The 19,255-nt window shown below is 68.0% G+C and carries 19 protein-coding genes; 5 read left to right on the forward strand and 14 right to left on the reverse strand.

What is annotated here, in order from left to right:
• Positions 1–67: 67 nt before the first annotated feature.
• Positions 68–1,159, reverse strand: coding sequence for a YihY/virulence factor BrkB family protein (locus tag D6T63_RS02745; RefSeq protein ID WP_235830506.1), 1,092 nt, complete (start codon positions 1,157–1,159; stop codon positions 68–70).
• A gap of 148 nt (positions 1,160–1,307) precedes the next feature.
• Between D6T63_RS02745 and D6T63_RS02750 the strand changes: the two genes are divergently transcribed.
• Positions 1,308–2,390, forward strand: coding sequence for an NAD-dependent epimerase/dehydratase family protein (locus D6T63_RS02750; protein WP_120147457.1), 1,083 nt, complete (start codon positions 1,308–1,310; stop codon positions 2,388–2,390).
• A 16-nt stretch (positions 2,391–2,406) separates the two neighbouring features.
• Here D6T63_RS02750 and D6T63_RS02755 read toward each other — a convergent pair whose 3' ends face one another.
• The 3 genes from D6T63_RS02755 to D6T63_RS19125 all read right to left on the reverse strand — a co-directional run bounded on the left by D6T63_RS02755 (position 2,407) and on the right by D6T63_RS19125 (position 6,019).
• The gene (locus tag D6T63_RS02755) at positions 2,407–4,494 is read right to left on the reverse strand and encodes a sensor histidine kinase (protein WP_147394290.1); all 2,088 of its coding nucleotides are present in this window, start codon (positions 4,492–4,494) and stop codon (positions 2,407–2,409) included.
• A 156-nt stretch (positions 4,495–4,650) separates the two neighbouring features.
• The gene (locus D6T63_RS02760) at positions 4,651–5,694 is read right to left on the reverse strand and encodes an NAD(P)-dependent alcohol dehydrogenase (RefSeq protein ID WP_120147459.1); all 1,044 of its coding nucleotides are present in this window, start codon (positions 5,692–5,694) and stop codon (positions 4,651–4,653) included.
• Positions 5,695–5,845: 151 nt separating this feature from the next.
• Positions 5,846–6,019 (reverse strand): hypothetical protein, encoded by a 174-nt coding sequence (locus D6T63_RS19125; protein WP_182976850.1) that lies wholly within the window; start codon positions 6,017–6,019, stop codon positions 5,846–5,848.
• 297 nt (positions 6,020–6,316) lie between these two features.
• Here D6T63_RS19125 and D6T63_RS02765 point away from each other — a divergent pair, with 297 nt between their 5' ends.
• Entirely contained in the window at positions 6,317–7,687 is a 1,371-nt protein-coding gene (locus D6T63_RS02765) for a dihydrolipoyl dehydrogenase family protein (RefSeq protein WP_120147460.1), read from the forward strand.
• A gap of 17 nt (positions 7,688–7,704) precedes the next feature.
• Here D6T63_RS02765 and D6T63_RS02770 read toward each other — a convergent pair whose 3' ends face one another.
• On the reverse strand, positions 7,705–8,301 hold the full coding sequence (locus D6T63_RS02770; RefSeq protein ID WP_120147461.1) for a nitroreductase family protein: 597 nt from the start codon (positions 8,299–8,301) through the stop codon (positions 7,705–7,707).
• Between the two features lie 128 nt (positions 8,302–8,429).
• A complete protein-coding gene (locus D6T63_RS02775; protein WP_120147462.1) occupies positions 8,430–9,413 on the reverse strand; it encodes a bile acid:sodium symporter family protein in 984 nt (327 codons plus the stop codon).
• Between the two features lie 102 nt (positions 9,414–9,515).
• Between D6T63_RS02775 and D6T63_RS02780 the strand changes: the two genes are divergently transcribed.
• Entirely contained in the window at positions 9,516–9,851 is a 336-nt protein-coding gene (locus tag D6T63_RS02780; RefSeq protein ID WP_120147463.1) for a hypothetical protein, read from the forward strand.
• Positions 9,852–9,953: 102 nt separating this feature from the next.
• The gene (locus D6T63_RS02785) at positions 9,954–10,220 is read left to right on the forward strand and encodes a DUF6480 family protein (RefSeq protein ID WP_120147464.1); all 267 of its coding nucleotides are present in this window, start codon (positions 9,954–9,956) and stop codon (positions 10,218–10,220) included.
• A 73-nt stretch (positions 10,221–10,293) separates the two neighbouring features.
• On the opposite strand, the gene D6T63_RS02790 is transcribed toward D6T63_RS02785, so the two are convergent.
• The 3 genes from D6T63_RS02790 to D6T63_RS02800 form a co-directional block, all read right to left on the reverse strand.
• Positions 10,294–10,617, reverse strand: a complete 324-nt coding sequence (locus D6T63_RS02790) for a PRC-barrel domain-containing protein (RefSeq protein WP_120147465.1) — start codon at positions 10,615–10,617, stop codon at positions 10,294–10,296.
• Between the two features lie 80 nt (positions 10,618–10,697).
• Positions 10,698–11,753 carry an iron-siderophore ABC transporter substrate-binding protein gene (locus D6T63_RS02795; RefSeq protein WP_120147466.1) on the reverse strand — a complete coding sequence of 352 codons (1,056 nt, stop codon included), beginning with the start codon at positions 11,751–11,753 and terminating at the stop codon, positions 10,698–10,700.
• 104 nt (positions 11,754–11,857) lie between these two features.
• Positions 11,858–12,280 (reverse strand): ChaB family protein, encoded by a 423-nt coding sequence (locus D6T63_RS02800; protein WP_120147467.1) that lies wholly within the window; start codon positions 12,278–12,280, stop codon positions 11,858–11,860.
• Positions 12,281–12,501: 221 nt separating this feature from the next.
• Here D6T63_RS02800 and D6T63_RS02805 point away from each other — a divergent pair, with 221 nt between their 5' ends.
• Positions 12,502–13,695 carry a M14 family zinc carboxypeptidase gene (locus tag D6T63_RS02805; RefSeq protein WP_235830507.1) on the forward strand — a complete coding sequence of 398 codons (1,194 nt, stop codon included), beginning with the start codon at positions 12,502–12,504 and terminating at the stop codon, positions 13,693–13,695.
• Positions 13,696–13,884: 189 nt separating this feature from the next.
• Here the strand turns inward: D6T63_RS02805 and D6T63_RS02810 are convergent, their stop codons facing one another.
• The 5 genes from D6T63_RS02810 to D6T63_RS02830 all read right to left on the reverse strand — a co-directional run bounded on the left by D6T63_RS02810 (position 13,885) and on the right by D6T63_RS02830 (position 19,241).
• Complete coding sequence (locus D6T63_RS02810) at positions 13,885–14,748, reverse strand: phosphatidylinositol-specific phospholipase C/glycerophosphodiester phosphodiesterase family protein (protein WP_120147468.1); 864 nt, start codon at positions 14,746–14,748, stop codon at positions 13,885–13,887.
• 160 nt (positions 14,749–14,908) lie between these two features.
• On the reverse strand, positions 14,909–15,856 hold the full coding sequence (locus D6T63_RS02815; protein WP_120147469.1) for an ATP-grasp domain-containing protein: 948 nt from the start codon (positions 15,854–15,856) through the stop codon (positions 14,909–14,911).
• A 95-nt stretch (positions 15,857–15,951) separates the two neighbouring features.
• On the reverse strand, positions 15,952–16,230 hold the full coding sequence (locus tag D6T63_RS02820) for a hypothetical protein (RefSeq protein WP_120147470.1): 279 nt from the start codon (positions 16,228–16,230) through the stop codon (positions 15,952–15,954).
• A 47-nt stretch (positions 16,231–16,277) separates the two neighbouring features.
• Positions 16,278–17,849 (reverse strand): AbgT family transporter, encoded by a 1,572-nt coding sequence (locus D6T63_RS02825; protein ID WP_120147471.1) that lies wholly within the window; start codon positions 17,847–17,849, stop codon positions 16,278–16,280.
• 72 nt (positions 17,850–17,921) lie between these two features.
• The gene (locus D6T63_RS02830) at positions 17,922–19,241 is read right to left on the reverse strand and encodes a M20 family metallopeptidase (protein ID WP_120147472.1); all 1,320 of its coding nucleotides are present in this window, start codon (positions 19,239–19,241) and stop codon (positions 17,922–17,924) included.
• Positions 19,242–19,255 lie beyond the last annotated feature (14 nt).

Raw genomic sequence — 19,255 nt, forward strand, 5'->3', positions numbered from 1 at the left:
CCGCGGACAGACAGGAGGCCCGGCCATTGACATGGCCGGGCCTCCTGGTGCATCTTGTCGATCGGGCCTACCGCTGGCCCGAGTCACGCCCGTACTTCTCGCGGAGTTCGCGGCCCTCCCTGATGAGCTTCAGCTTCTTTTCCTGCTTCTTCTCCGCAGCCTTCGTATCCCGGGGCGGAAGCTGGATGGTCTCCTCCGCTTCGATACCGCCCTGCAGCTGCCGTCCGCGTTCCATCTCGGCGTCGAACTCGACGCCGAACAGGAGCGAGAGATTCGCGAGCCAGATCCACAGGAGCAGCACGATCACGCCGGCGATGGCCCCGTAGGTCTTGTCGTAGCTGCCGAAATTGGCCACGTACAGGGAGAACGCCGCCGTGGTGATGGCCAGGACGATCAGGGCGATGAAACCGCCCAGGCTCATCCAGCGGAACTTGGGCTGCTTGACGTTCGGGGCGCCGTAGTACAGCACGGCGATCATGAGGACCGCGAAGATGACCAGGACAGGCCACTTGGCGATGTTCCAGATGACCAGGGCGGTGCCGCCCAGGCCGATGGTGTTGCCGACGGCCTCGGCGACGGGGCCGGACAGCACGAGCATCAATCCCATCGCCACGATGAGGACGAGGACGATGACGGTGATGAGCAGCATCTGGGGGCGCAGTTTGATGAAGCCCCGGCCCTCTTCCACCTCATACACGCGGTTCATGGCACGGGAGAAGGCATTGACATAGCCCGACGCCGACCAGATGGCGCCAAGGAGGCCGATGACGAACGTCAGGCCGGCGGCCTGGTTCGAGGCGAGCCCCTCGATGGTGGGCTTGATCGTCTCGAGCGTGTCCGGCGGGGCGAACTGCCCGATGATCTCCAGGACCTGGTTCGTGGTGTTCTGGGCCTGCCCGAACAGCCCCAGGAGGGACAGCAGGGCCAGGATGCCGGGGAAGATCGCGAGGACCGCGTAGTACGTCAGGGCCGCGGCGAGGTCCGTGCACTGGTCCTTGCCGAACTCGCTGAGGGAGCGCTTGAACACGTACTTCCACGCCGGCTTCTTGACGTCGTTGGGATCATCCGGCTTACGGGGGTCGTTCGGATCGGGCGCGGTCTGGGCCTTCTTGCCCGCTTCACTTCGTGGTTCATTCTGGACCCTGCTGTTACTGCTCACGGAAACCTCCCGGTAGAGCCCTGGAATCGGTGTCGGGCAATTACTACGGCTGTACGTCTGCTTCAACTGCACCATAAGCTTACTTAGTAGTCCAGTCCCGATCGGTGCGCGTCCGCGTTCCCCGAACCACCAGGCCCAGGAGTAGCGCATGCGCATCGCCGTCATCGGCGCCACCGGAAACGTCGGCACCGCAGTCCTCACCCGACTCCAGCGTGCAGCCTCGGACCGCGAGGCCATCCAGCGCACGGGTTACGACACCGCCGAGGACACCGGCGGCATTTCGATCACCGGTGTCGCCCGCTCCGTCCCCGATACGGCCACGGCACCGTACGACGGCGTCGACTGGCATGCCATCGACATCGGCACCGACGAAGGCCGGACGGCGCTGACGGTCGCACTGGCCGGCGTGGACGCCGTCGTGCACCTTGCCTGGGCCATCCAGCCGAACCGCGACGAGGCCTTCATGCACAGGACCAACGTGACCGGCACGGCCAATGTCCTGGCGGCCGCCGCGGCGGCCGGTGTCCGCCACGTCGTGTGCGCCTCTTCGGTGGGCGCCTACTCCCCCTCGGACAAGGAGACCCGTAAGGACGAGTCCTGGCCCACCGGCGGCATCGACACCTCGCACTACAGCCGTCACAAGGCGGAGCAGGAACGACTGCTCGACGCCTTCGAGCACGACTACCCCGAGATCCCGGTAGCTCGCCTCCGTCCCGGGCTCATCTTCCAGCGCCAGGCCGGCAGTGAGATCGGCCGTTACTTCCTGGGACCGCTCGTCCCCAAGATCCTCCTGGGTGGCCTGCCCCTGCCCCTCCTCCCGATACCGGCGGCCTTCATCTTCCAGGCCGTCCACGCCGAGGACATCGCCGACGCCTACTGGCGTGTCGTGGCCAGACGCGCTTCCGGTGCCTTCAATATCGCCGCCGAACCGGAACTGACGCCTGAGCGGGTCGCCGACCTGCTGGGAGCACGCCGCGTCATCGGGTTCCCGGTGCGCCTGCTCCGGTGGATCGTCGGCGCGAGCTGGGGAGTGGGCGTCCAGCGGACGGATCCGGGCTGGATCGATATGGCCTCCCAGTGCCCTGTTATGGACACCTCGAGGGCACGGACGGAGCTCGGTTGGGCGGCCCGGCACTCCTCACGCGAGGCGATGGCCGAGGTGCTCGCGGGGCTCCGCGGGGGCAAGGGCCACGGCGGCTCGCCGAAGCTGTACCCGCGCTCCGGGAGCTAACCGGTCGCAAGCCGGATCAGGATGCCGGGACCTTCGGCGCCTCCACTTCGCCCACCTCGGCCAGGGGAATGCCCTCCGGCAGTTGGTCGGGTGCGCCCGGCAGGCTGACGGTGAACTCCGCGCCGCCCTCCTCGACGTTCCGCACGCTGATGGACCCTCCGTGGCTCTCGGCGATGCGGCGGCAGATCGCGAGCCCGAGACCTGTTCCCGAGGCCTGGCCCAGGCCGTTCTCGGAACGGTGGAACTCTTCGAAGACCCGCTCCAGATCGCCCTCGGGGACACCGATGCCGTTGTCCCGCACGTGCACGAGGGTCCTGCCGGTGCGTGCGTCCACCGACGTCGTCACCGTCACCTCGCCCGTGCCGTCGGTCTTCCCGTACTTCATCGCGTTGCCCACGAGGTTCTCCATGAGCTGCAGGAACAGGCGCTCGTCGGCGTAGACCGGATGCGGTGCGTCGACCTCGAAGTGCACCTCGGGCAGTTGTGTGCCCGGTAGCGCGGTACGGAGGTCGATGATGCCGTCCACCATGCGGCCGACGTCGATCCTCGATGCCGTGGACCGCTCCTCCTTGGCGAGGCTGTAGGCGAGGAGGTTGCGGATCAGCGTCCGCATCCGGAGGCTCGCCTGCTGGAGCCTTCCGATACTGGCCTCGCGTTCGGCGGGCGGCAGGTCCGGGTCCTCGAGCAGTTCGAGCCAGCCGTCGAAGACCGTCAGGGGCGTCAGGAGGTCATGGGCGACGACGGACGCGAACCTGCCGAGGTCCCGCTGGTACAGGCGCTCGTGCGTCACGTTGCGGAGGACCACGACGGCGCCGCGGTCTCCGGGAAGCGGAAGTGCGTCCACCGACAGGTGCATGACCTCCCCGGAGTGGTGCGTGAGGTTCAGGTCCATCCGCTCGGTGACCGTCCCCTGCAGCGCGAGGTCCAGTGGATTGTCCCCCTCTGCCAGCCGGCGGCCGCTCGGGGTGGTGATCTCGTAATCCCGCGTCAGCACCTCGCCGGGACCGGCTGCCATGACGCCCAGCCACCGCTCGCTGGTCGAATTCTGGAAGATCAGGCTCCGGTCCGCTCCCACGACCAGGACGCCGTCGTTCATCCTGCCGATCACGAGGTCGCGGAGTTCCGCTGCGGCCTTCGCCTCCTCGTTGGCACGGTAGAGGCGGTCGATGAGGCGACGCCGTTCATCCATGCTCAGGGCCAGGACGGCCGAGAGCGAGAAGGCGATGAACATGAAGGATTGGGCGACATAGGCGGCGATGCCCGGATCGAGGTCCTGGAACGGACCCCGCCGTTCCAGGGTGAAGTAGAGGAGGAACGCACCACTGGCCAGCCCGTGCAGCATGGCCCAGCCCGAACGGAGCCGGAGCCCGGCCCACATGTGGGCGGGGATGGTGGTGTACGCGATCGGGAGGGCCGAACCGGAACCGAACGTGGCGACGTAGAGGATCACCGAGATGACGATGAGGAACGCGTACTCGCCCCGCCGCGCCACCGAGAGCGGCGCACGCGTCTGCCCCTCGGCACGGGCCGTGATGCTGGCGGCGACGACGATACCGAGCGAGCCGAGCGCGGTCAGCGACACCGCGTGGCGGACGAGCCACGGGATGAAGGCGGCGAGCGGCTCGGCCGACCCCTCGATGGCGCTGCCGACCACGATGAACAGGGCGCCGACCGAGCAGGCGACGAGCGCGACGGCGCCGAGACGGAGATAGTCGCCCACGGTGCGCACGCTCATGTCCGGGACCAGCCGGCGGAAGAACGCGACGGCCACCGCCGTCTGTGCGGCGCTTCCGAGGGCCACCGCGAGTGCGAGCACCACGCTGAGGCCGGTGACCAGGTTGACGACGGCGAGGATGGGCAGGCCGGCGGTGAGGGCGATGAGGAGATCCTGCCGGGTCCGGGACGCCCAGAGGCCCCACAGGAAGGCGATACCGGCTGCGGGCCACACAAGGGCCAGTCCGGTCGATTCGAGGTTGGTGTGCCGACCGAAGACGGCGGCGGCAGCGAGCAGGAGGCCGAACAGGATATGCAGGGACGCCGGGGACAGCGCTGCCAACCTACCCGCGACCGTGTGCATCCGCGCCTCGCCCATCCCACTACCCATCAGAAGAATCGCTGTCCTCCCGCGCGGCCGGACCAGGACCGTCGGAACGCCGCCCTGAGACAGGCCACGTGATGCACAGCATATCTGCTGGTCGGTTGCGCCCTCGCGGGGGCGGAGCACCCGGGAGGTGTTCCGCCCCCGTGGTAGGTCGCGGACCTACGCCAGGGTGGCCGCGTCGATCACGAACCGGTAGCGCACGTCCGAGGACAGGACGCGCTCGTAAGCCTCATTGACGGCGTCCGCCGAGATGACCTCGATCTCGGGTGCGATGCCGTGCTCGGCGCAGAAATCGAGCATCTCCTGGGTCTCGCGGATTCCGCCGATGCCGGAGCCCGCGAACGAGCGCCGCTGGTTGAACAGCGTGAACACGTGCAGGGGAAGGGCGTCCGCCGGCGCTCCGACGTTGACCATCGTCCCGTTGAGGCGGAGGAGGGAGAGGTATGCGTCCAGGTCGATCTTCGCGCTGACCGTATTGATGATGAGGTCGAAGGTCATGGAGAGCTTCGTGAACGTTCCGGGGTCACTGGTGGCGTAGTAGTCCGTGGCTCCGAAGCGCTTGCCGTCCTCCTCCTTGCTGAGGCTCTGCGACAGGACGGTGACCTCGGCACCCATGGCGTGCGCGATCTTCACGGCCATGTGGCCGAGACCGCCCAGTCCGACGACGGCGACCTTCTTGCCCGGGCCCGCGTTCCAGTGGCTGAGGGGCGAATAGGTGGTGATCCCGGCACAGAGCAGGGGCGCTGCGGCCTCGTAGGGGATGCTCTCGGGAACGGACAGCACGAAGTTCTCGACGACCACGACGTGGGTGGAGTAGCCACCCTGCGTGATGGTGCCGTCGACATCCTTGGCGCCGTAGGTCCCGATGTTGCCCTCGAGGCAGTACTGCTCCTCGCCCTGTCGGCAGTTGGCGCACTCGCCGCACGAGTTCACCATGCAGCCGACACCCACGCGGTCGCCGACCTTGTGCCGGGACACCTCGGCGCCGACTTCCTCGACGACGCCCACGATCTCGTGGCCCACCGTCAGCGGGTACTGCTGCGGACCCCACTCGCCGCGCACTGTGTGGATGTCGGAGTGGCAGATGCCGGCGTAGGCGATCTTGATCAGCACGTCCTTCGCTCCGACGTCGCGACGTTCGATGGTGGTGGGGATGAGCGGCTCCGTGGCGGACTGCGCTGCATAGGCATTGACGGTCTTCATAGGGTTTCTCCTGGGGAGTTCTCGAGGGCGGCCTGCGGTGTGCAGGCCGTGGGTCTGGGGGTGGCACCACGAGGGTGCCGGGTCGGCATCGGGAGGTCCGGTCCTTGTCCCGGCCCGAGCGCCGGACAGGGCACCCGACGGCGCGGACGTCCTACCGGTTGTCGGCCGGCACGTCGGAAGGGTAGGCGGAGGCGGTGGGGTGGGGGTCGACTGTCGCCTGCAGCCCGTCGCGGTTCCCCCCGAACGCCGTTCGGCACGCCTGCCGGGAGGTGATGTGCGCGCGCCTCCAGGTCGGGAGGTCGTGGAGGTCGCTCTGCTTGTTCACTGACCCAACGGTAGATCGAAACGCTCGCGCGTGGGAGGTCCTGCTGGTACCTGCACGGTCGGGTCCTCGATCCGTCCCCGTCCGGCTCCTGCCCGGTATCATCCGGGCCCGTTTCCTGCGCCGTCCGCGCCAACCCCCGCCGGTAGATCGGTTTCCGTCGATCGGAGGCTTCGATCCTAGGCGCAAGGACGGCCGACGGACACCACTTCGCCGCTGGTGGAGGCACGTTGCAGCCCTGGCCGTATACAGGTGCAGGATGGGTGGAGCCACCGGTGCACGGACTGAAGGAGCTCTTCCATGGATTACACGTTCGACGTCCTCGTCATCGGTGGTGGACCCGCCGGCATGGCGGCAGCCACCCGCGCCGCCGAACTCGGTGCTCGAACCGCCGTCGTCGAGCGGTCCGCCCTCGGAGGTACCTGCGTGAACTCCGGCTGCGTGCCCACCCGCGTGCTCGCGAAGACCGCCCGCCTGTTCCGTGAGGTCCGGACGGCCTATGACTACGGAATAGTGGTCGCCGAACCATCGGTCGACTGGCAGAAGACCGTGCAACGCGTCCGCGCCACGGTGGCGAAGGTCCTCGAGGCGAAGGGGTACGGCCCCACGATGGAGCGCCTGGACATAGAGCTGATCGAGGGCGATGCGGAGCTGACGGGTAAGCACTCCGTCGTCGTGGACGGACGCGAGGTCACGGCCGCGTCGATCATCCTCTGCATCGGAGGAAGCGGGCGCCGCCTGCCCATCGAGGGCGCGGAGTTCGCCGTCCTGCCGCATGAGGTGCTGGACCTGGAGCGACTCCCGGGTTCCGTGGCGATCATCGGCGGCGGGCATACCGGCGCCCAGATGACCACCATCTTCGACGCCCTGGGATCGGAGGTGCTCCTGCTCGATCTCGCGCCGCGCATCCTGATGACGGAGGACGAGGACGTCGCCGCCGCCGTGACCGCCAGCTTCGCGGGCAAGGGCGTCCAGGTGGAGACCGGGATCGGCGGGATAGACAGCATCGGCAAGGAAGGGGACGGCCTCGTCCTGACCTGGAAACGCGACGGCCGACCGCAATCCCGGTCCGTCGATGCCGTCATCATGGCGGCCGGCTGGCCCGCCAACCTCTCCGGGCTGGGCCTCGAGGTGGCAGGTGTGGAAACCTCCCGCTCGTTCATCCCGGTCGACGGGTACCTGCGGTCCAACGTCCCGCACATCTTCGTGGCGGGTGACGCCAACGGCAGCAGCATGCTGGTGCAGGCCGCCGTGTTCGAGGGAGAGACGGCGGCGGAGAACGCCGTCCTGGGCGCCAACCGCACCACGCCCCACCACCTCCTACCCGAGGGCGGATTCACCGACCCCGACTATGCGGGCGTGGGCCTCACCGAGACGACGGCGAGGGAGCGCGACGCCGAATGCCACGCGGTCACGGTGCCCTACGCCGTCGTCGAGCGCCCCATCATCGACGACCGCGAGCAGGGCTTCCTGAAGCTCGTGGTCGATCGCCGTCGCGAGCTGATCCTCGGCGCGCACGCCGTCGGCGAGAACGCCGTCGAGGTCATCACCGCCGTGGCTTCCGCCATGGCGGGCGGCACGGACCTCGCCACGCTCGCGCGAGTGAAGTTCGCCTACCCGACCTACAGTGCGGCCATCGGGCATGCCGCACGAGCAGCCCTGCGCGGCTAGGGTCCGCCGGTCGCCACTCAGCTCCGCAGGAGCACGAGCTCCTCGAGCGGCAGGCGCGTCCGCGGAGCCGTCTCCCGTTCCGCCAGCGCTTCCGGAAGCTTGTCCGCGTCATCCACTGTGCCGACAGCCGTGATCGTGATGGGCTTGAGGTTCTCGGTGAGGTCGAACGCGGCGACGATCCTGTCCCACTCGACACCCGCCATCTGGTGGGTCGCGAGACCTTCGTTCTCTGCCTGGATGCTCAGGTGCGCCACGGCCTGCCCGAGGTCGTACTCGGAGTAGGGGCGTGGGTCGCCGTCGACCGTGGATGTCTCGGCGATCCCCAGGATCAGTGCCGAGGCCCGGTGCGCCCATGCTGCATTGAAGCCCATGAGCGCTGACACCATCGCGTCGAACGCGTGCGTCCCCCGCCGGGCGACGATGAAGCGCCGTGGCTGGTTGTTGCTCGCTGACGGCGCCCAGCGCGCAGCCTCGAGAAGCGCGTCCAGCTGGGCGTCGGAGACGGTGGCCTCAGGATCGAAGGAGCGTGGGCTCCAGCGCCTGGCGAGCTCGTCCACGATGGGGACGCGCGTATCGGCGAGACGGGCGGTCGTCAGTGCAGGACTGAATGACATGAAGGTGCTCCTGTGCTTGTTCGGGAGGAAACGGCGCACCGTTGAGCCTCGTTTCTCCCAACAACCGGACCCGGAAAGTCATTCCGCTGACGTCGATCGGGAAAGGATCCGGCGTTCCGGCAGGACGCTCAGCGCTGCACAGCTACGGCAGGAGCGGCTGCGCGTGCATCGCGGCGCCGCCAGTAGGCGGCCAGGGCAGCCCCCGAGACGTTGTGCCAGACGGAGAAGATGGCCGCGGGCAGGGCCGCCTCCGGTGTCAGGTACGTCCGGGCCAGGCCCGCGGCCAGTCCGGAGTTCTGCATGCCGACCTCTATCGCCGTCGTCCTCCTCGCCGCGACGGGAAGCTTGAACAGACGCGCGGCACCGTATCCCAGGGCGTAGCCGAGGCCGTTGTGCAGGATCACCGCGGCAAGGACGAGGAGCCCGGCCGAGAAGATGATCCCGGCACTGCCGGACACCACGGCGATCACCACCACCGTGATGGCTCCCACCGAGATCCAGGGGAGCGCGGGAAGGAGCGTCGCGACGAGCCGGGGCAGGAAGTACCGGACGGCGAGGCCCACGATGACCGGGATCAGCACGATCTGGAGGATGGACAGGCCGATGGCGGCGGCATCTACGGGCATGTACTGACCCGCGAGCCAGAGCGTGAGCAGCGGCGTCAGCACCGGAGCGAGGATCGTGGACACCGAGGTCATCGCGACGGACAGTGCCACGTCGCCGCGCGCGAGGTAGGAGACCACGTTGGAGGCCGTCCCGCCGGGGCAGCACCCCACGAGGATGACGCCGGCGGCGAGGGCCGGCGGAAGCCCGAGTGCCATCGAGACGACCCACCCGATCGACGGCATGATCACGAACTGCGCCACCACCCCGATCACGACGGGGATGGGTCGCTTGCCGATCAGTGCGAAGTCCACCGGCGTGAGGGTCAGGCCCATCCCGAACATGATCACTCCGAGCAGCGGATTGACCAGTGGACCGAGTCCCGCGAAGGATGCGGGAGTGAGGACGGCCACGAGTCCGCCGGCCAGGATCAGCAACGGGAACAGCGTCACGGCGATCCTTGCGCTGCGTTCTTCGGCAGCCTTCGGCTGCGGGGAATTGTTACTCATGGTTAACGGGATATCACGTGCTCCCCCGCGGCCCGCACTGTTACAGTGGCTGACACCCCGAAGGCAAGGGTACTTAGTTCCTCACTGACGGCAGGTAGGACAATGGCGACGACCGACAGGAAATTCACTGCTACCGAGGAGTCGACGAGCAAGCATCCCCACGACTGGGGCCGGGCGATGTCCGTGGCGATCTGCCGCCTGACGGACATGGCGCGGGAGGCAGGCGACCCGGTACACGACGAAGCATTGATCGGCGAGGACCTCCACCTCTTCGTCGAGGACACCCACGACGGCGTCAGCATCACGATGTCGTGGACGCCCCGAGAGCGGGCCGCCCTTCCCCCGGCGACTCCCACCTCCGAGGACGGCCCGGAGCACGGCGCATCGGGCGAACGGTTCGATCCGACCGGCGGCAGCACCGCAGGGTTGGGTCAGTAGCGAAAAGCAGCCGGCCTCGCATGCCCCTGGATCAGTAAGCAGACTGATGATTTCCGGCGTAGTGTTGCAGGAAATTACACGGCGAACCACGTGGAGGACAGTATGAGTGAGAAGCGCCCGGATCCCTCGAATGCGGGAAACCCCGATCCGATCGAAAACAACATCACCGGCCTCGAGCCAGGAGGCGGCGTGCCACCGGGCGAAACACCTCCGGGCGAGGCCAGCACCACCTGGCAGCAGGGACATGCCGACGATGAAACCCCGTCACGCGGCCTTCAGGGAGTGTGGCTCGGCATGATCGGGCTGATCGTGCTGCTCGTGCTGGTATTCATCGTCGGAAACATCGTCGGCCTCTTCAACATGTTCTGATCTCTTGGTAAGCGAAAGCCCCCACCCGCCGGCCGGCGGATGGGGGCTTTCGTCCGTGCGGCGGAAATCCGCGCTAGGACGCCGCTTCGTCGCGCAGGCGGTAGTAGTCGATCAGCGCCGACTCCTCCTCGGGCGAGAGTTCGACGCTGCTGACGGCGTCGGGCGCGTCCGTGATCATGTTCTTCGTCCAGGCGAGGTGCAGGTCATCGCCCTCGAACCGGGAGTTCGCCAGGGGCACGTAGTGCTTGCGCGAGTTCAGCAGACCCAGTGACACCGTGACCCAGGCGGGGATACCCGATTCCTTCTCGAGGTGCACGTCGTTCACGTCTCCGAGCTTCTTGCCCTTGCTGTCCCAGGCGACAGCCGCCTGGAGCTTGTTGATTTCTGCCTGAGACATCGGCTTCCCTTCGGTGGAGGAGGATTGGTTCGCTCCCCATTCCAGCCCAGATACTGCCTGGGGGCAATCAGGATCCGGCGTCAGGCCTTGTCCGCGGCTTCACCGAGCATCGGCAGGAAGCGGTCCAGCGCCCACACCAGGCTCAGCGGATTGGCCGCGGAGATGGAGAGCGTCAGCGTGTTGTCACTGTCCGCGACGAGTGCGCCCTTCGAGACGGCGGGGATCTGCGCGAGCAGCGGATCGGCGGAGATGGCCTCCTTGGTGGCCTCGTCCGGCACCCAGGTCACGAAGATGTCCGAATCCAGTTCATTGGCACGCTCGGCCGACCACGGGATGAAGAACTCCTCGGAGCCCGTGGTGTTGTCGGTGACGACATCGGCCTGGACCATGCCGAGCTCGGTCAGGAAGCGGGGGCGGTTGTCGTTCGCGGTGTACACGCTCACGCCGTCCGCACTGGCCGGTTCGAGGTTGCCGTAGATGAAGGTCTTGCCCTCGAGTTGCGGATACTCGGCGGCGGCGTCTGCGATCGCCCCCTCCGTCTCCGACACGAGCTGCTCGGCATCCTCGGACAGGCCGAGCGCCTCACCGATGATGCGCGTCGAATCCTGCCAGGCCGTGCCGTAGGCCACTTCAGGGTAGGCGACGACCGGCGCGATCTTGCTGAGGGTGTCGTAGTCCTCCTGCGACAGACCGGAGTAGGCGGCAAGGATCACGTCCGGGTTCGTGGCTGCGATGTCGTCGAAGGCGATGCCGTCCGTCTCCGAGTACTGCGCCGGCGCAGTCCCGGTCCCGATGGCGGCGCCGAGCTCCTCGAGCTTCGCGTCCTTCCACGGAGTCGACTGGTTCTCGTTGCCACCATAGGTGTCGGCAGGCATCCCGACGGGCACGACGCCGAGGGCAAGGGACACATCCGCGTTCACCCACGAGACGGTGGCCACCCGCTCGGGCTTCTCGGCGAGGGTGGTCTCGCCGAAAGCGTGCTCGATGGTGACGGGGAAGGCGTCCGCATCAGCGGAGGCGCTGCTTCCCCCGCCGGCCGCCGTGCCGCTGTCGGCAGGGCCGGTGGAGCAGGCGGAAAGGGAGAGGACGGCGACGGCGGCAGCGGCAATCAGGCCGCGCAGGCGTGGGGGGGCCATGAGGCTCCTTGGCTTCGACGGCCTCGCACGAGGCCATGGGGACGGGATAGAAGTAAGGGTAGCCTAAGGCGAGCTAATTACGAAAAGTTTTCGTTACGTAATAGCTACGACTCGCGGGCCTTGCGCGTCTCCCGGTCGTTCGCCTTCTGCAGGGCGTCGACGAGTTCACCCTTCGTCATGGCCGAGCGGCCCGGCACATCGAGCTTCTTTGCAAGGTCGTAGAGGTGCTTCTTGCTGGCGTTCGCGTCCACCCCGCCTGCCGTAGGGCGCCCGTCGGCGCCTCCGCCTGCCGCCTGATCGTCGGACGGCCCCTTCGACTCCTTCGGCTCCCAGTGGTCCCCCACCTTCTCGAAACCGTGCTTGAGCGAGGCGAATGCGGTCCGACGTGCGCGCTCGCCGTCGCCGTACTGTTCCTCCGCGGCGTCGAGGGTCGCGGCGAAGGTGTCCTGCGCCTTCGCGTCGGAGCGCTGGAGCGTGCTGGGAAGCGTCTCGGCCTTGACCTCGCCGTCCTCGGTGAATCGCGACATCCGCTGCATCCTCTCGTGGGTTCGACCCCGCCTCCCCAGAGGCGGCCCGGCCGGGACGGGCGCTACCCGGACTCACTCGAGCATATCCGGCACCCTGTCCATCGTCCCTCCCGCACGGTACCGTGAACCGCACCAGCCATTGGGTAAGGCCAACCGCAGCGGGGACGCGGTGGCTGTGCCCGGCCGGCCGGCCACTACTCACGCGCCAATGGAGGACTTTCGTGATCAGGAGCAACACCACAGCACTGGAACGGCCCAGAGCTGCCCGGAACCGGACACTTGCACTCGGCCTTGCTGCACTCATCAGCCTGCCGCTTCTCACCTCGGGGCCGGCACAGGCCAAGGGCAACTTCCCCTCACCCGAGGGCAATACCAGCACCGCCAGCATCCTCACCTACGCCGACACCGTCAAGGAACTGGAAAGGATCGAGGAGACCTCCCGCTACGGGGTGGACGTCTTCACGCTCGCCGAGGCGGGCACCGGGGTCGACACCAGCGAGCAGGGCCGGGACCTGTACGTGGCAACCGTCGGTGACGGACCGAAGGACGTCTGGGTGCAGGGCCGCATCCACGGAAACGAGCCCTACGGCGCCGAAGCCATCCTCAGCCTGCTCAAGGACCTCGGAACCAACGGCTCCCCCGAGTACGAGGAGATCCGGGACGCCTTCACCATCCACTTCATCCCGATGTACAACCCGGACGGCAGCGAACTCAACATCCGCCAGACCGTCCTCTGGGATACCGCCGCGAACGCGCCCCGCAAGGGCGCCAACGGACAGGACCTCATCGTGGACCTCAACCGCGACTGGGTGGCGGACAAGTTCCAGGCGCGGGAGTCGCTCGCCTTCTACGAGTACTGGACCATGGTGGATCCTGAGTACGGCATCGACATCCACCACCAGGGCCTCAAGCAGCAGTACGGCACGGGCGACGACGTCACCCTGTCCCTCGGCATCTCCCTCGCTCCGGGTGGACCGACACTGCCCACCCTCAAGGGTGGCGCATACGACGTCCTCACCCGCCAGATGCACGGGTACGTGTACGAGGAGCTGAAGGGCACCGGCTTCATCACGATGGATCGGTACCAGGTGGGCAACAGCCTGGAGATCGACATCAAGGGCGGGGTCGTTTCCGCCATGATGCTGGGGCTGAACCACCAGAACCTCAACCCCGAGGGCCACTCGAATCCCGTGGTGTTCTTCGAGACCTCCGGCAACACCAGCGACGGGTCACTCGGCCAGAAGGCACGGGGGAAGAGCATCCAGCAGAACATCCTGGCCATGCGGACGCTGCTCGGCGGCCTCGCCAGTGGCGAGGTGCAGCAGACGGATCCCGAGGTGTGGGAGGACATCCCCCACGCACCGGTCACCGGCTACAGCACGGACTACGCGGGCACCATCCCCGTCACGCCGTAGGTCCTTCGCCAGGCTCGACGACGGCGCCTCCGCACTCGGCGGAGGCGCCGTCGTCGTTCGGTACGAGCCGTCGTCGTTCGGTACGAGCCGCCGTCGTTCGGTACGAGCCGCCGTCGTTCGTGATGAGCCGGGATCGGGCTGGCGCAAGGAGATCCCTGGCGCCCGATCGGCGTTTCGCCTCGCCCCGGCTCAGCCGCGGGCGGTGAGGAATGCCTCGAGCGCCGGAAGGTCGTCCGTGTTGATGTGGTCGACACCCGCGTCGGCGAGTTCCGCCCAGACTGCCTCGCGGGCGGCGCCGGGGAGGTCGGGGGTGGCCCAGAACCTCACGCGTGCTCCCTGCTGGTGGGCAGTGGCGACATAGTCCCGCAGCTTCGTCCGTTCAGCCGGAGGCATCTCCCCGACACCCAGCCAGGTGAAGAGCTGCGTCCAGTTGTTGCTGACCAGGGGCATGAGGCTGGACGGCAGGGCCGAACCGAGATCCGTCGCGCGGCCGTCATAGAAGCTCAGGCGCTGCCGATCAGCCTCCATCGTGGCCAGGGGGCGGTTTCCGCTGACAACCACGCTCACGGCACCCTGCAGGACCCTGCCGTTGGAGAAGCGGCTGAGCATGCTTCGGTGCTCGCCGAGCTCGGCCTCGATGGCGGCCCACGTCTGTTCGGCGTCGCCCTTGATGTCCACGAGGAGCTGGAACCCGCTTTCCCAGCCCGGATAGACGCTGCCCGCCCTGCCGCTGACGAGGTCGTCGAGCGGATCGAGGTACAGGCTTTCGAGTGTCACGCCGGGCCTCACATCCTCGAGATCATGGGCCACCAGGAGCTCGCCGTCGACGAGCCAGACGTCGGCCTCGACGCTCGTGAAACCGTGCGCGAGCGCGTCGTACAGCGGGCGGTTCTGCTCGTAGTCGTTGTGCGCATGGGCCGCCGCCTGCGGGGTCCCGAGCAGGGTGTTGTCATGGGCCGGGGCGGCCGACGCCGGCAGGGCGGCGACGAGAGTGGCGGGCAGGGCGAGCGCGATGGCGGCGAGGATGGCGGCGAGGGGGCGTGCGACGGGCATGGGCGTTCAGCTTCCTTCGAGGTGCAGGGACGGCACCACGCTAGGAAGCGGACATGAGCAGGAGGCCGACGCCGGTTGGCCTCCCGATGAACGCAGGCGGACGGCCCGACCCGTCGTCGGTCCCGGCCCGCCCGGAATCCGCGCCGGAGCAGCGCACCTGTCAGCCCAGGGTCGCGAGGTACCTGACCAGCTCACGCGGAGCAGAGGTCGGGGCCACTGCTTCCACTGCCGCGTTGTAGTTCGTGTTGGTGTTGACGTCGTAGGTCAGCACGCGGCCGTCGGCGGTCTCGATGAACTCGATGCCGCAGACCTCGAGCTGGTTGCGCCGCGCGAACTCCTCGAACGAGGCGATGACCGGGTGGTCGAAACCCTCGCGGAGGCTGAAGAGCTGCTGTCCGGGCTCGGGGGCGATGGTGGCGCCGGGCGGCATGATGGGCCTGCCCGTCTCGGGGTCGATGGCGCACGCATCCGCCGGGCACAGCTGGAAACCGCCGCGGGCCGTGTCCGCCTTGATCGCGTAGACGAACCTGCCGCCCACGATCTCCGCCCTGGTGATGAAGGGCTCGGCAGCCTGGATGAACTCCTGCACCAGGGTGATGCCGTCCTGCGGCTCCTCGAACTCGCTCGAGGCCACGTACGCGGCCAGCTCCTCGTGCGAGTCGAACTTCCGGACGCCGAGGCCCTTGCCGCCCTGGTTGTGCTTGATGATGAAGGGGACGTCGAAGCCCTGCGCGGCTTCGAGGATCCGGTCCCTGCCCACGGCGGCGACCGTCCGGGGAGTGTCGATACCGGCGGCCTTCAGCGCGGTCAACTGGTCCACCTTGCTCATCTCGAGCTCGAGCACGCGCCGGCCGTTGACCGTCCGGCGCCCATGGGCCTCGAGCCAGGACAGGACGGAGCGGGCGTAGTCCTTGGACAGGCCATGGTCCCGGGTGTGGGCCGAGGCGCTGATCCGGGACCAGAAGATGCCCTCCGGCGGGGCGGAATCGAGGTCCAGGACACCATCCGTGAGCAGCCATTCGACCACTTCGACGCCTTCGGCCTCGAAGGCGCGGGCGAAGGGCGGGAACCATTCAGGGTTCTCATGCAGGGCGTAGACCGTGGTCACGGGGGTCCTTCCGATCGGCAGAGTGCAGGTAGTGCTTCGATCCGCATAACCGGAGCCGCCGGGCACCTATTCCACGCCGACCGCCCCGCAGGTGGTCAGGAGCCGGCGTCGGCGTCGTGCCCGCCGCCCCTGAACAGGCTGCGCCGAATCGCATACACCTGGGCGCCGGCGAGTGCGGCGCTGATGAGGAGGGCCAACGGCCAGGACAGATCAGTGGCATAGACGAGGACGAACGCTATCGAGGCGGCGAGGACGACGACACCGAGGGCCAGGGCCACCCTCAGGTGCCACCGGAGTCCGACGGACCCCGTCGGTGCAGGCCGCCCCGCATTCTGGTCGCCGTGCCCGTCACGGTCCACGTCTCCCCCGTCCATCGTCGTCGCGGTTCCCTTCTTCGTTCAAGGATCGCATCGAAGTCCCCCTATTGCTGGATGAAGATGCCGTTGCCCGGGCCCAGTGGCAGATCGAGGTAGAAGAACACCGTCAGGATGGCTACCCACGCGAGCCAGAACGGCACCACGAAGGGCAGCATGCGTGCCATGAGCGTCCCGAGGCCGGCTTCCGGCTCGTACTTCCGCAGCATGGTGAGGAGCACGATCATGTAGGGATTCAGCGGGGTGATGACCTGCGTGGCAGAATCACCGACGCGGAACGCGCCCTGGATGAAGGCCGGTTCGTAGCCGAGCAGCGCGAACAGCGGGACGAACACCGATGCCATGAGCGTCCACATCGATGAGCCCGAGATGATGAAGAGGTTCAGCACCGAGGTGAGCAGGATGAAGGCGATCACCGCCGGGTATCCCGTCAACCCGATGGCCTCGAGTCCCGATGCGCCCGCGACGGCGATCCAGGACCCGATGCCGGACCAGTTGAACAGGGCGATGAACTGGCCGAGGATGAACGCCAGCACCAGGAAACCCGCCATGTCCCTGATGGCCTCTCCCATGACGCGCGGTACATCCCGGCCCGTGGTGATGGTACCGACGATCCGCCCGTAGACGAGGCCGGGGATGGTGAAGAGAAGGAACACGATGAAGACGATCGAGCTGAGGAGCGGCGAGCGCGGCAGGAACCCGCCGGCCTCGTTGCGCCAGGGCGAGTCCGGAATGATCACCGCGACCAGGACCGCCAGCGCGACGGCGGCGCCGACGATCATGGACCACCTCAGGGCACGGGCCTCCTGGGGCTCCAGTTCGGCCTTGAGGACCGCGGGCGCGGACGCGTGCTCGCCGTCCTCGGCCAGTTCGTCGACCGGCACGTTCTGCCGGGAGAGGCGGGGCTCGAGGACCTTGTCGATGATGAACCCGGCAATGAGGATCAGGACCACCGAGGACGCGATGTTGAAGTAGTAGTTGGACAGCGGCGTCACCGGCGACCCCGGGTTGGGGAGATTCTCCGTGACCGCCGTCGTGATGCCGGCGAACAGGGCGTCGAGGCTGGTGACCAGCAGGTTGGTGGAGTACCCGGCTCCGGCGGCCGCGAAGCCGCCGAGGAGGCCCGCGACCGGGTGGCGGCCGGCAGCCTTGAAGACGAGTGCCGCGAGCGGCGGGATGATGACGAACGCGGAGTCTGACATGACGGATCCGACGACGCCGACGAAGCCCACGGCGTAGGGCAGGGCCCAGCGCGGAGCCGAACCGAAGACACGACGGATCAGCGCCCCGAGCAGCCCGGACTTCTCGGCCACGCCGACGGCGAGCAGGATGGGGAGCACCGTGGCCAGCGGCGGGAACCCGAGGTAGTTGGCCCCCAGGTTCTCGGTGAGCCAGGTCAGGCCCTCTCCCGTGAAGAGGCCCTTGATGACCGTCGATTCCTCCGCACCGGGCACCTGGACGGTCACGTCGGCGAGCGCCATGCCCGTGGTGACCACGGCGGTGATGCCGAAGAGGATCAGGAAGAGCATGAAGGGATCGGGCAGCTTGTTGCCGACCCGCTCCACTCCGGTGAGGAACCGGTCCGCCAGTCCCGGGCGTGTTGCTGCTGTGGATGACATGCGTTCTCCTGGGCGGTCGATGCTGCGGATTCTGCGTGGGGTGCTGATCGTGGAGTGGCTGATCGTGCAGTGTCAGGCGAAGTAGGACGGCACGTCGATCGCCCCGCCCTGCGCCTCGAATTCCTCGTGGACGGCGGTGCGGAGGGATTCGTCGGACAGGTAGTCGAGCGCGGTGAGCGCCAGCCCGACGGCGCCGTCCAGCGCTCCCTGCTCGGCGGCCCCACTCCGGGCCGCTTCGGCGAACCCGCGCGTGTGCAGGGCCGTGGACGGTTCGGCCACGCGGATCAGCGGGTGCATGCCGGGGATCCGGTAACTGACGTTACCGAAATCCGTCGACGCGGCGAGGGTCTCCGAGACGACGCCGAGCGGGAGCGGTGAGCGCCCACGCCGCTGCTGGGCGGCGACCCATCGGCCGGTGAGTGCACTGTTGGTGCGGATCGGGAGCGACGGCGGATGCTCGTCCCACAGCAGTTCCACGCCGGTGCCCGTCATGAGGGCGGCTCCGCGTGCCACCTCCTCGAGGCGGGCGCTGAGGTCCCGCAGGGTCGCGGGCTGCTGCGAGCGCGCGTAGAGCTTGAGGACAGCGCGGCCGGGGATGATGTTGGGGCTCTCGCCGCCCTCGGAGATATTCGTGTGCACCCGGTCCGACGGCGGCAGTTGCTGTCGCAGCAGGCCGATGCCCTGGTAGGCGAGGTTCGCGGCGTCGAGCGCGTTCCGGCCCATGAAGGGTTGCGCGGACGCGTGCGCCTCCACACCGGTGAACGTGATGGTGAGCAGCCGCCGGCCGAGCCAGACCTGATCCGCGAGGTCGTAACCGTAGGGGTGCACCATGATGGCGGCGTCGATACCGTCGAAGGCACCGTTTCGCGCCATGACCTCCTTGCCGGAGTGGCCCTCCTCGGCGGGGGTCCCGAGGAACACGACGCGCCCTGGTAGCCGATCGGCTACGGAAGCCAGGGCCAGGAAGGCACCCAGCCCGGCCGCCGCGATGACGTTGTGCCCGCACGCATGACCGATCTCCGGGAGGGCATCGTACTCCGCGAGGATCGCGATGGTGGGACCCCGGTCCGCGCTGCCGATCTCCGCCCGCACCGACGTCTCGACGCCGTGGACGCCGAGCGTCGCATCGAGGCCCTGGCGTGTGAGTTCCTGATGCAGCAGCATCACGCTCCGGTGCTCCCTGTACGCCGTTTCCGGGTGTGCGTGCAGGGACTGGACCACATGGCGAAGGCGCTCCGCGACAGCCTCCACACCCTGCTCGACGTCGTCGGACAGGTCCGGGGAGGCCCCGCCGAAGGGCGAAGGATCCGGCACCGCTTCTGCGAGCAGCCTCCGCGTGCGCTCGTCGATCGACTGCAGGTATGCGTGGTCGGGCTCGGTGGGTCGGCTCATTCGAGTAGCTTAGG

Origin of the sequence: Arthrobacter cheniae (assembly GCF_003602275.1) — a bacterium.
GTDB classification, from domain to species: Bacteria; Actinomycetota; Actinomycetes; order Actinomycetales; family Micrococcaceae; genus Arthrobacter_D; species Arthrobacter_D cheniae.

What these genes read in the sequence shown, in the direction of transcription:
- D6T63_RS02800 (WP_120147467.1), bottom strand. Translation starts at nt 12,280, where the DNA reads ATGTCGCGATTCACCGAGGACGGCGAGGTCAAGGCCGAGACGCTTCCC.
- D6T63_RS02790 (WP_120147465.1), bottom strand. Translation starts at nt 10,617, where the DNA reads ATGTCTCAGGCAGAAATCAACAAGCTCCAGGCGGCTGTCGCCTGGGAC.
- D6T63_RS02785 (WP_120147464.1), top strand. Translation starts at nt 9,954, where the DNA reads ATGAGTGAGAAGCGCCCGGATCCCTCGAATGCGGGAAACCCCGATCCG.
- D6T63_RS02770 (WP_120147461.1), bottom strand. Translation starts at nt 8,301, where the DNA reads ATGTCATTCAGTCCTGCACTGACGACCGCCCGTCTCGCCGATACGCGC.
- D6T63_RS02775 (WP_120147462.1), bottom strand. Translation starts at nt 9,413, where the DNA reads ATGAGTAACAATTCCCCGCAGCCGAAGGCTGCCGAAGAACGCAGCGCA.
- D6T63_RS02830 (WP_120147472.1), bottom strand. Translation starts at nt 19,241, where the DNA reads ATGAGCCGACCCACCGAGCCCGACCACGCATACCTGCAGTCGATCGAC.
- D6T63_RS02760 (WP_120147459.1), bottom strand. Translation starts at nt 5,694, where the DNA reads ATGAAGACCGTCAATGCCTATGCAGCGCAGTCCGCCACGGAGCCGCTC.
- D6T63_RS02755 (WP_147394290.1), bottom strand. Translation starts at nt 4,494, where the DNA reads ATGGGTAGTGGGATGGGCGAGGCGCGGATGCACACGGTCGCGGGTAGG.
- D6T63_RS02820 (WP_120147470.1), bottom strand. Translation starts at nt 16,230, where the DNA reads ATGGACGGGGGAGACGTGGACCGTGACGGGCACGGCGACCAGAATGCG.
- D6T63_RS02780 (WP_120147463.1), top strand. Translation starts at nt 9,516, where the DNA reads ATGGCGACGACCGACAGGAAATTCACTGCTACCGAGGAGTCGACGAGC.
- D6T63_RS02795 (WP_120147466.1), bottom strand. Translation starts at nt 11,753, where the DNA reads ATGGCCCCCCCACGCCTGCGCGGCCTGATTGCCGCTGCCGCCGTCGCC.
- D6T63_RS02765 (WP_120147460.1), top strand. Translation starts at nt 6,317, where the DNA reads ATGGATTACACGTTCGACGTCCTCGTCATCGGTGGTGGACCCGCCGGC.
- D6T63_RS02750 (WP_120147457.1), top strand. Translation starts at nt 1,308, where the DNA reads ATGCGCATCGCCGTCATCGGCGCCACCGGAAACGTCGGCACCGCAGTC.
- D6T63_RS02825 (WP_120147471.1), bottom strand. Translation starts at nt 17,849, where the DNA reads ATGTCATCCACAGCAGCAACACGCCCGGGACTGGCGGACCGGTTCCTC.
- D6T63_RS02810 (WP_120147468.1), bottom strand. Translation starts at nt 14,748, where the DNA reads ATGCCCGTCGCACGCCCCCTCGCCGCCATCCTCGCCGCCATCGCGCTC.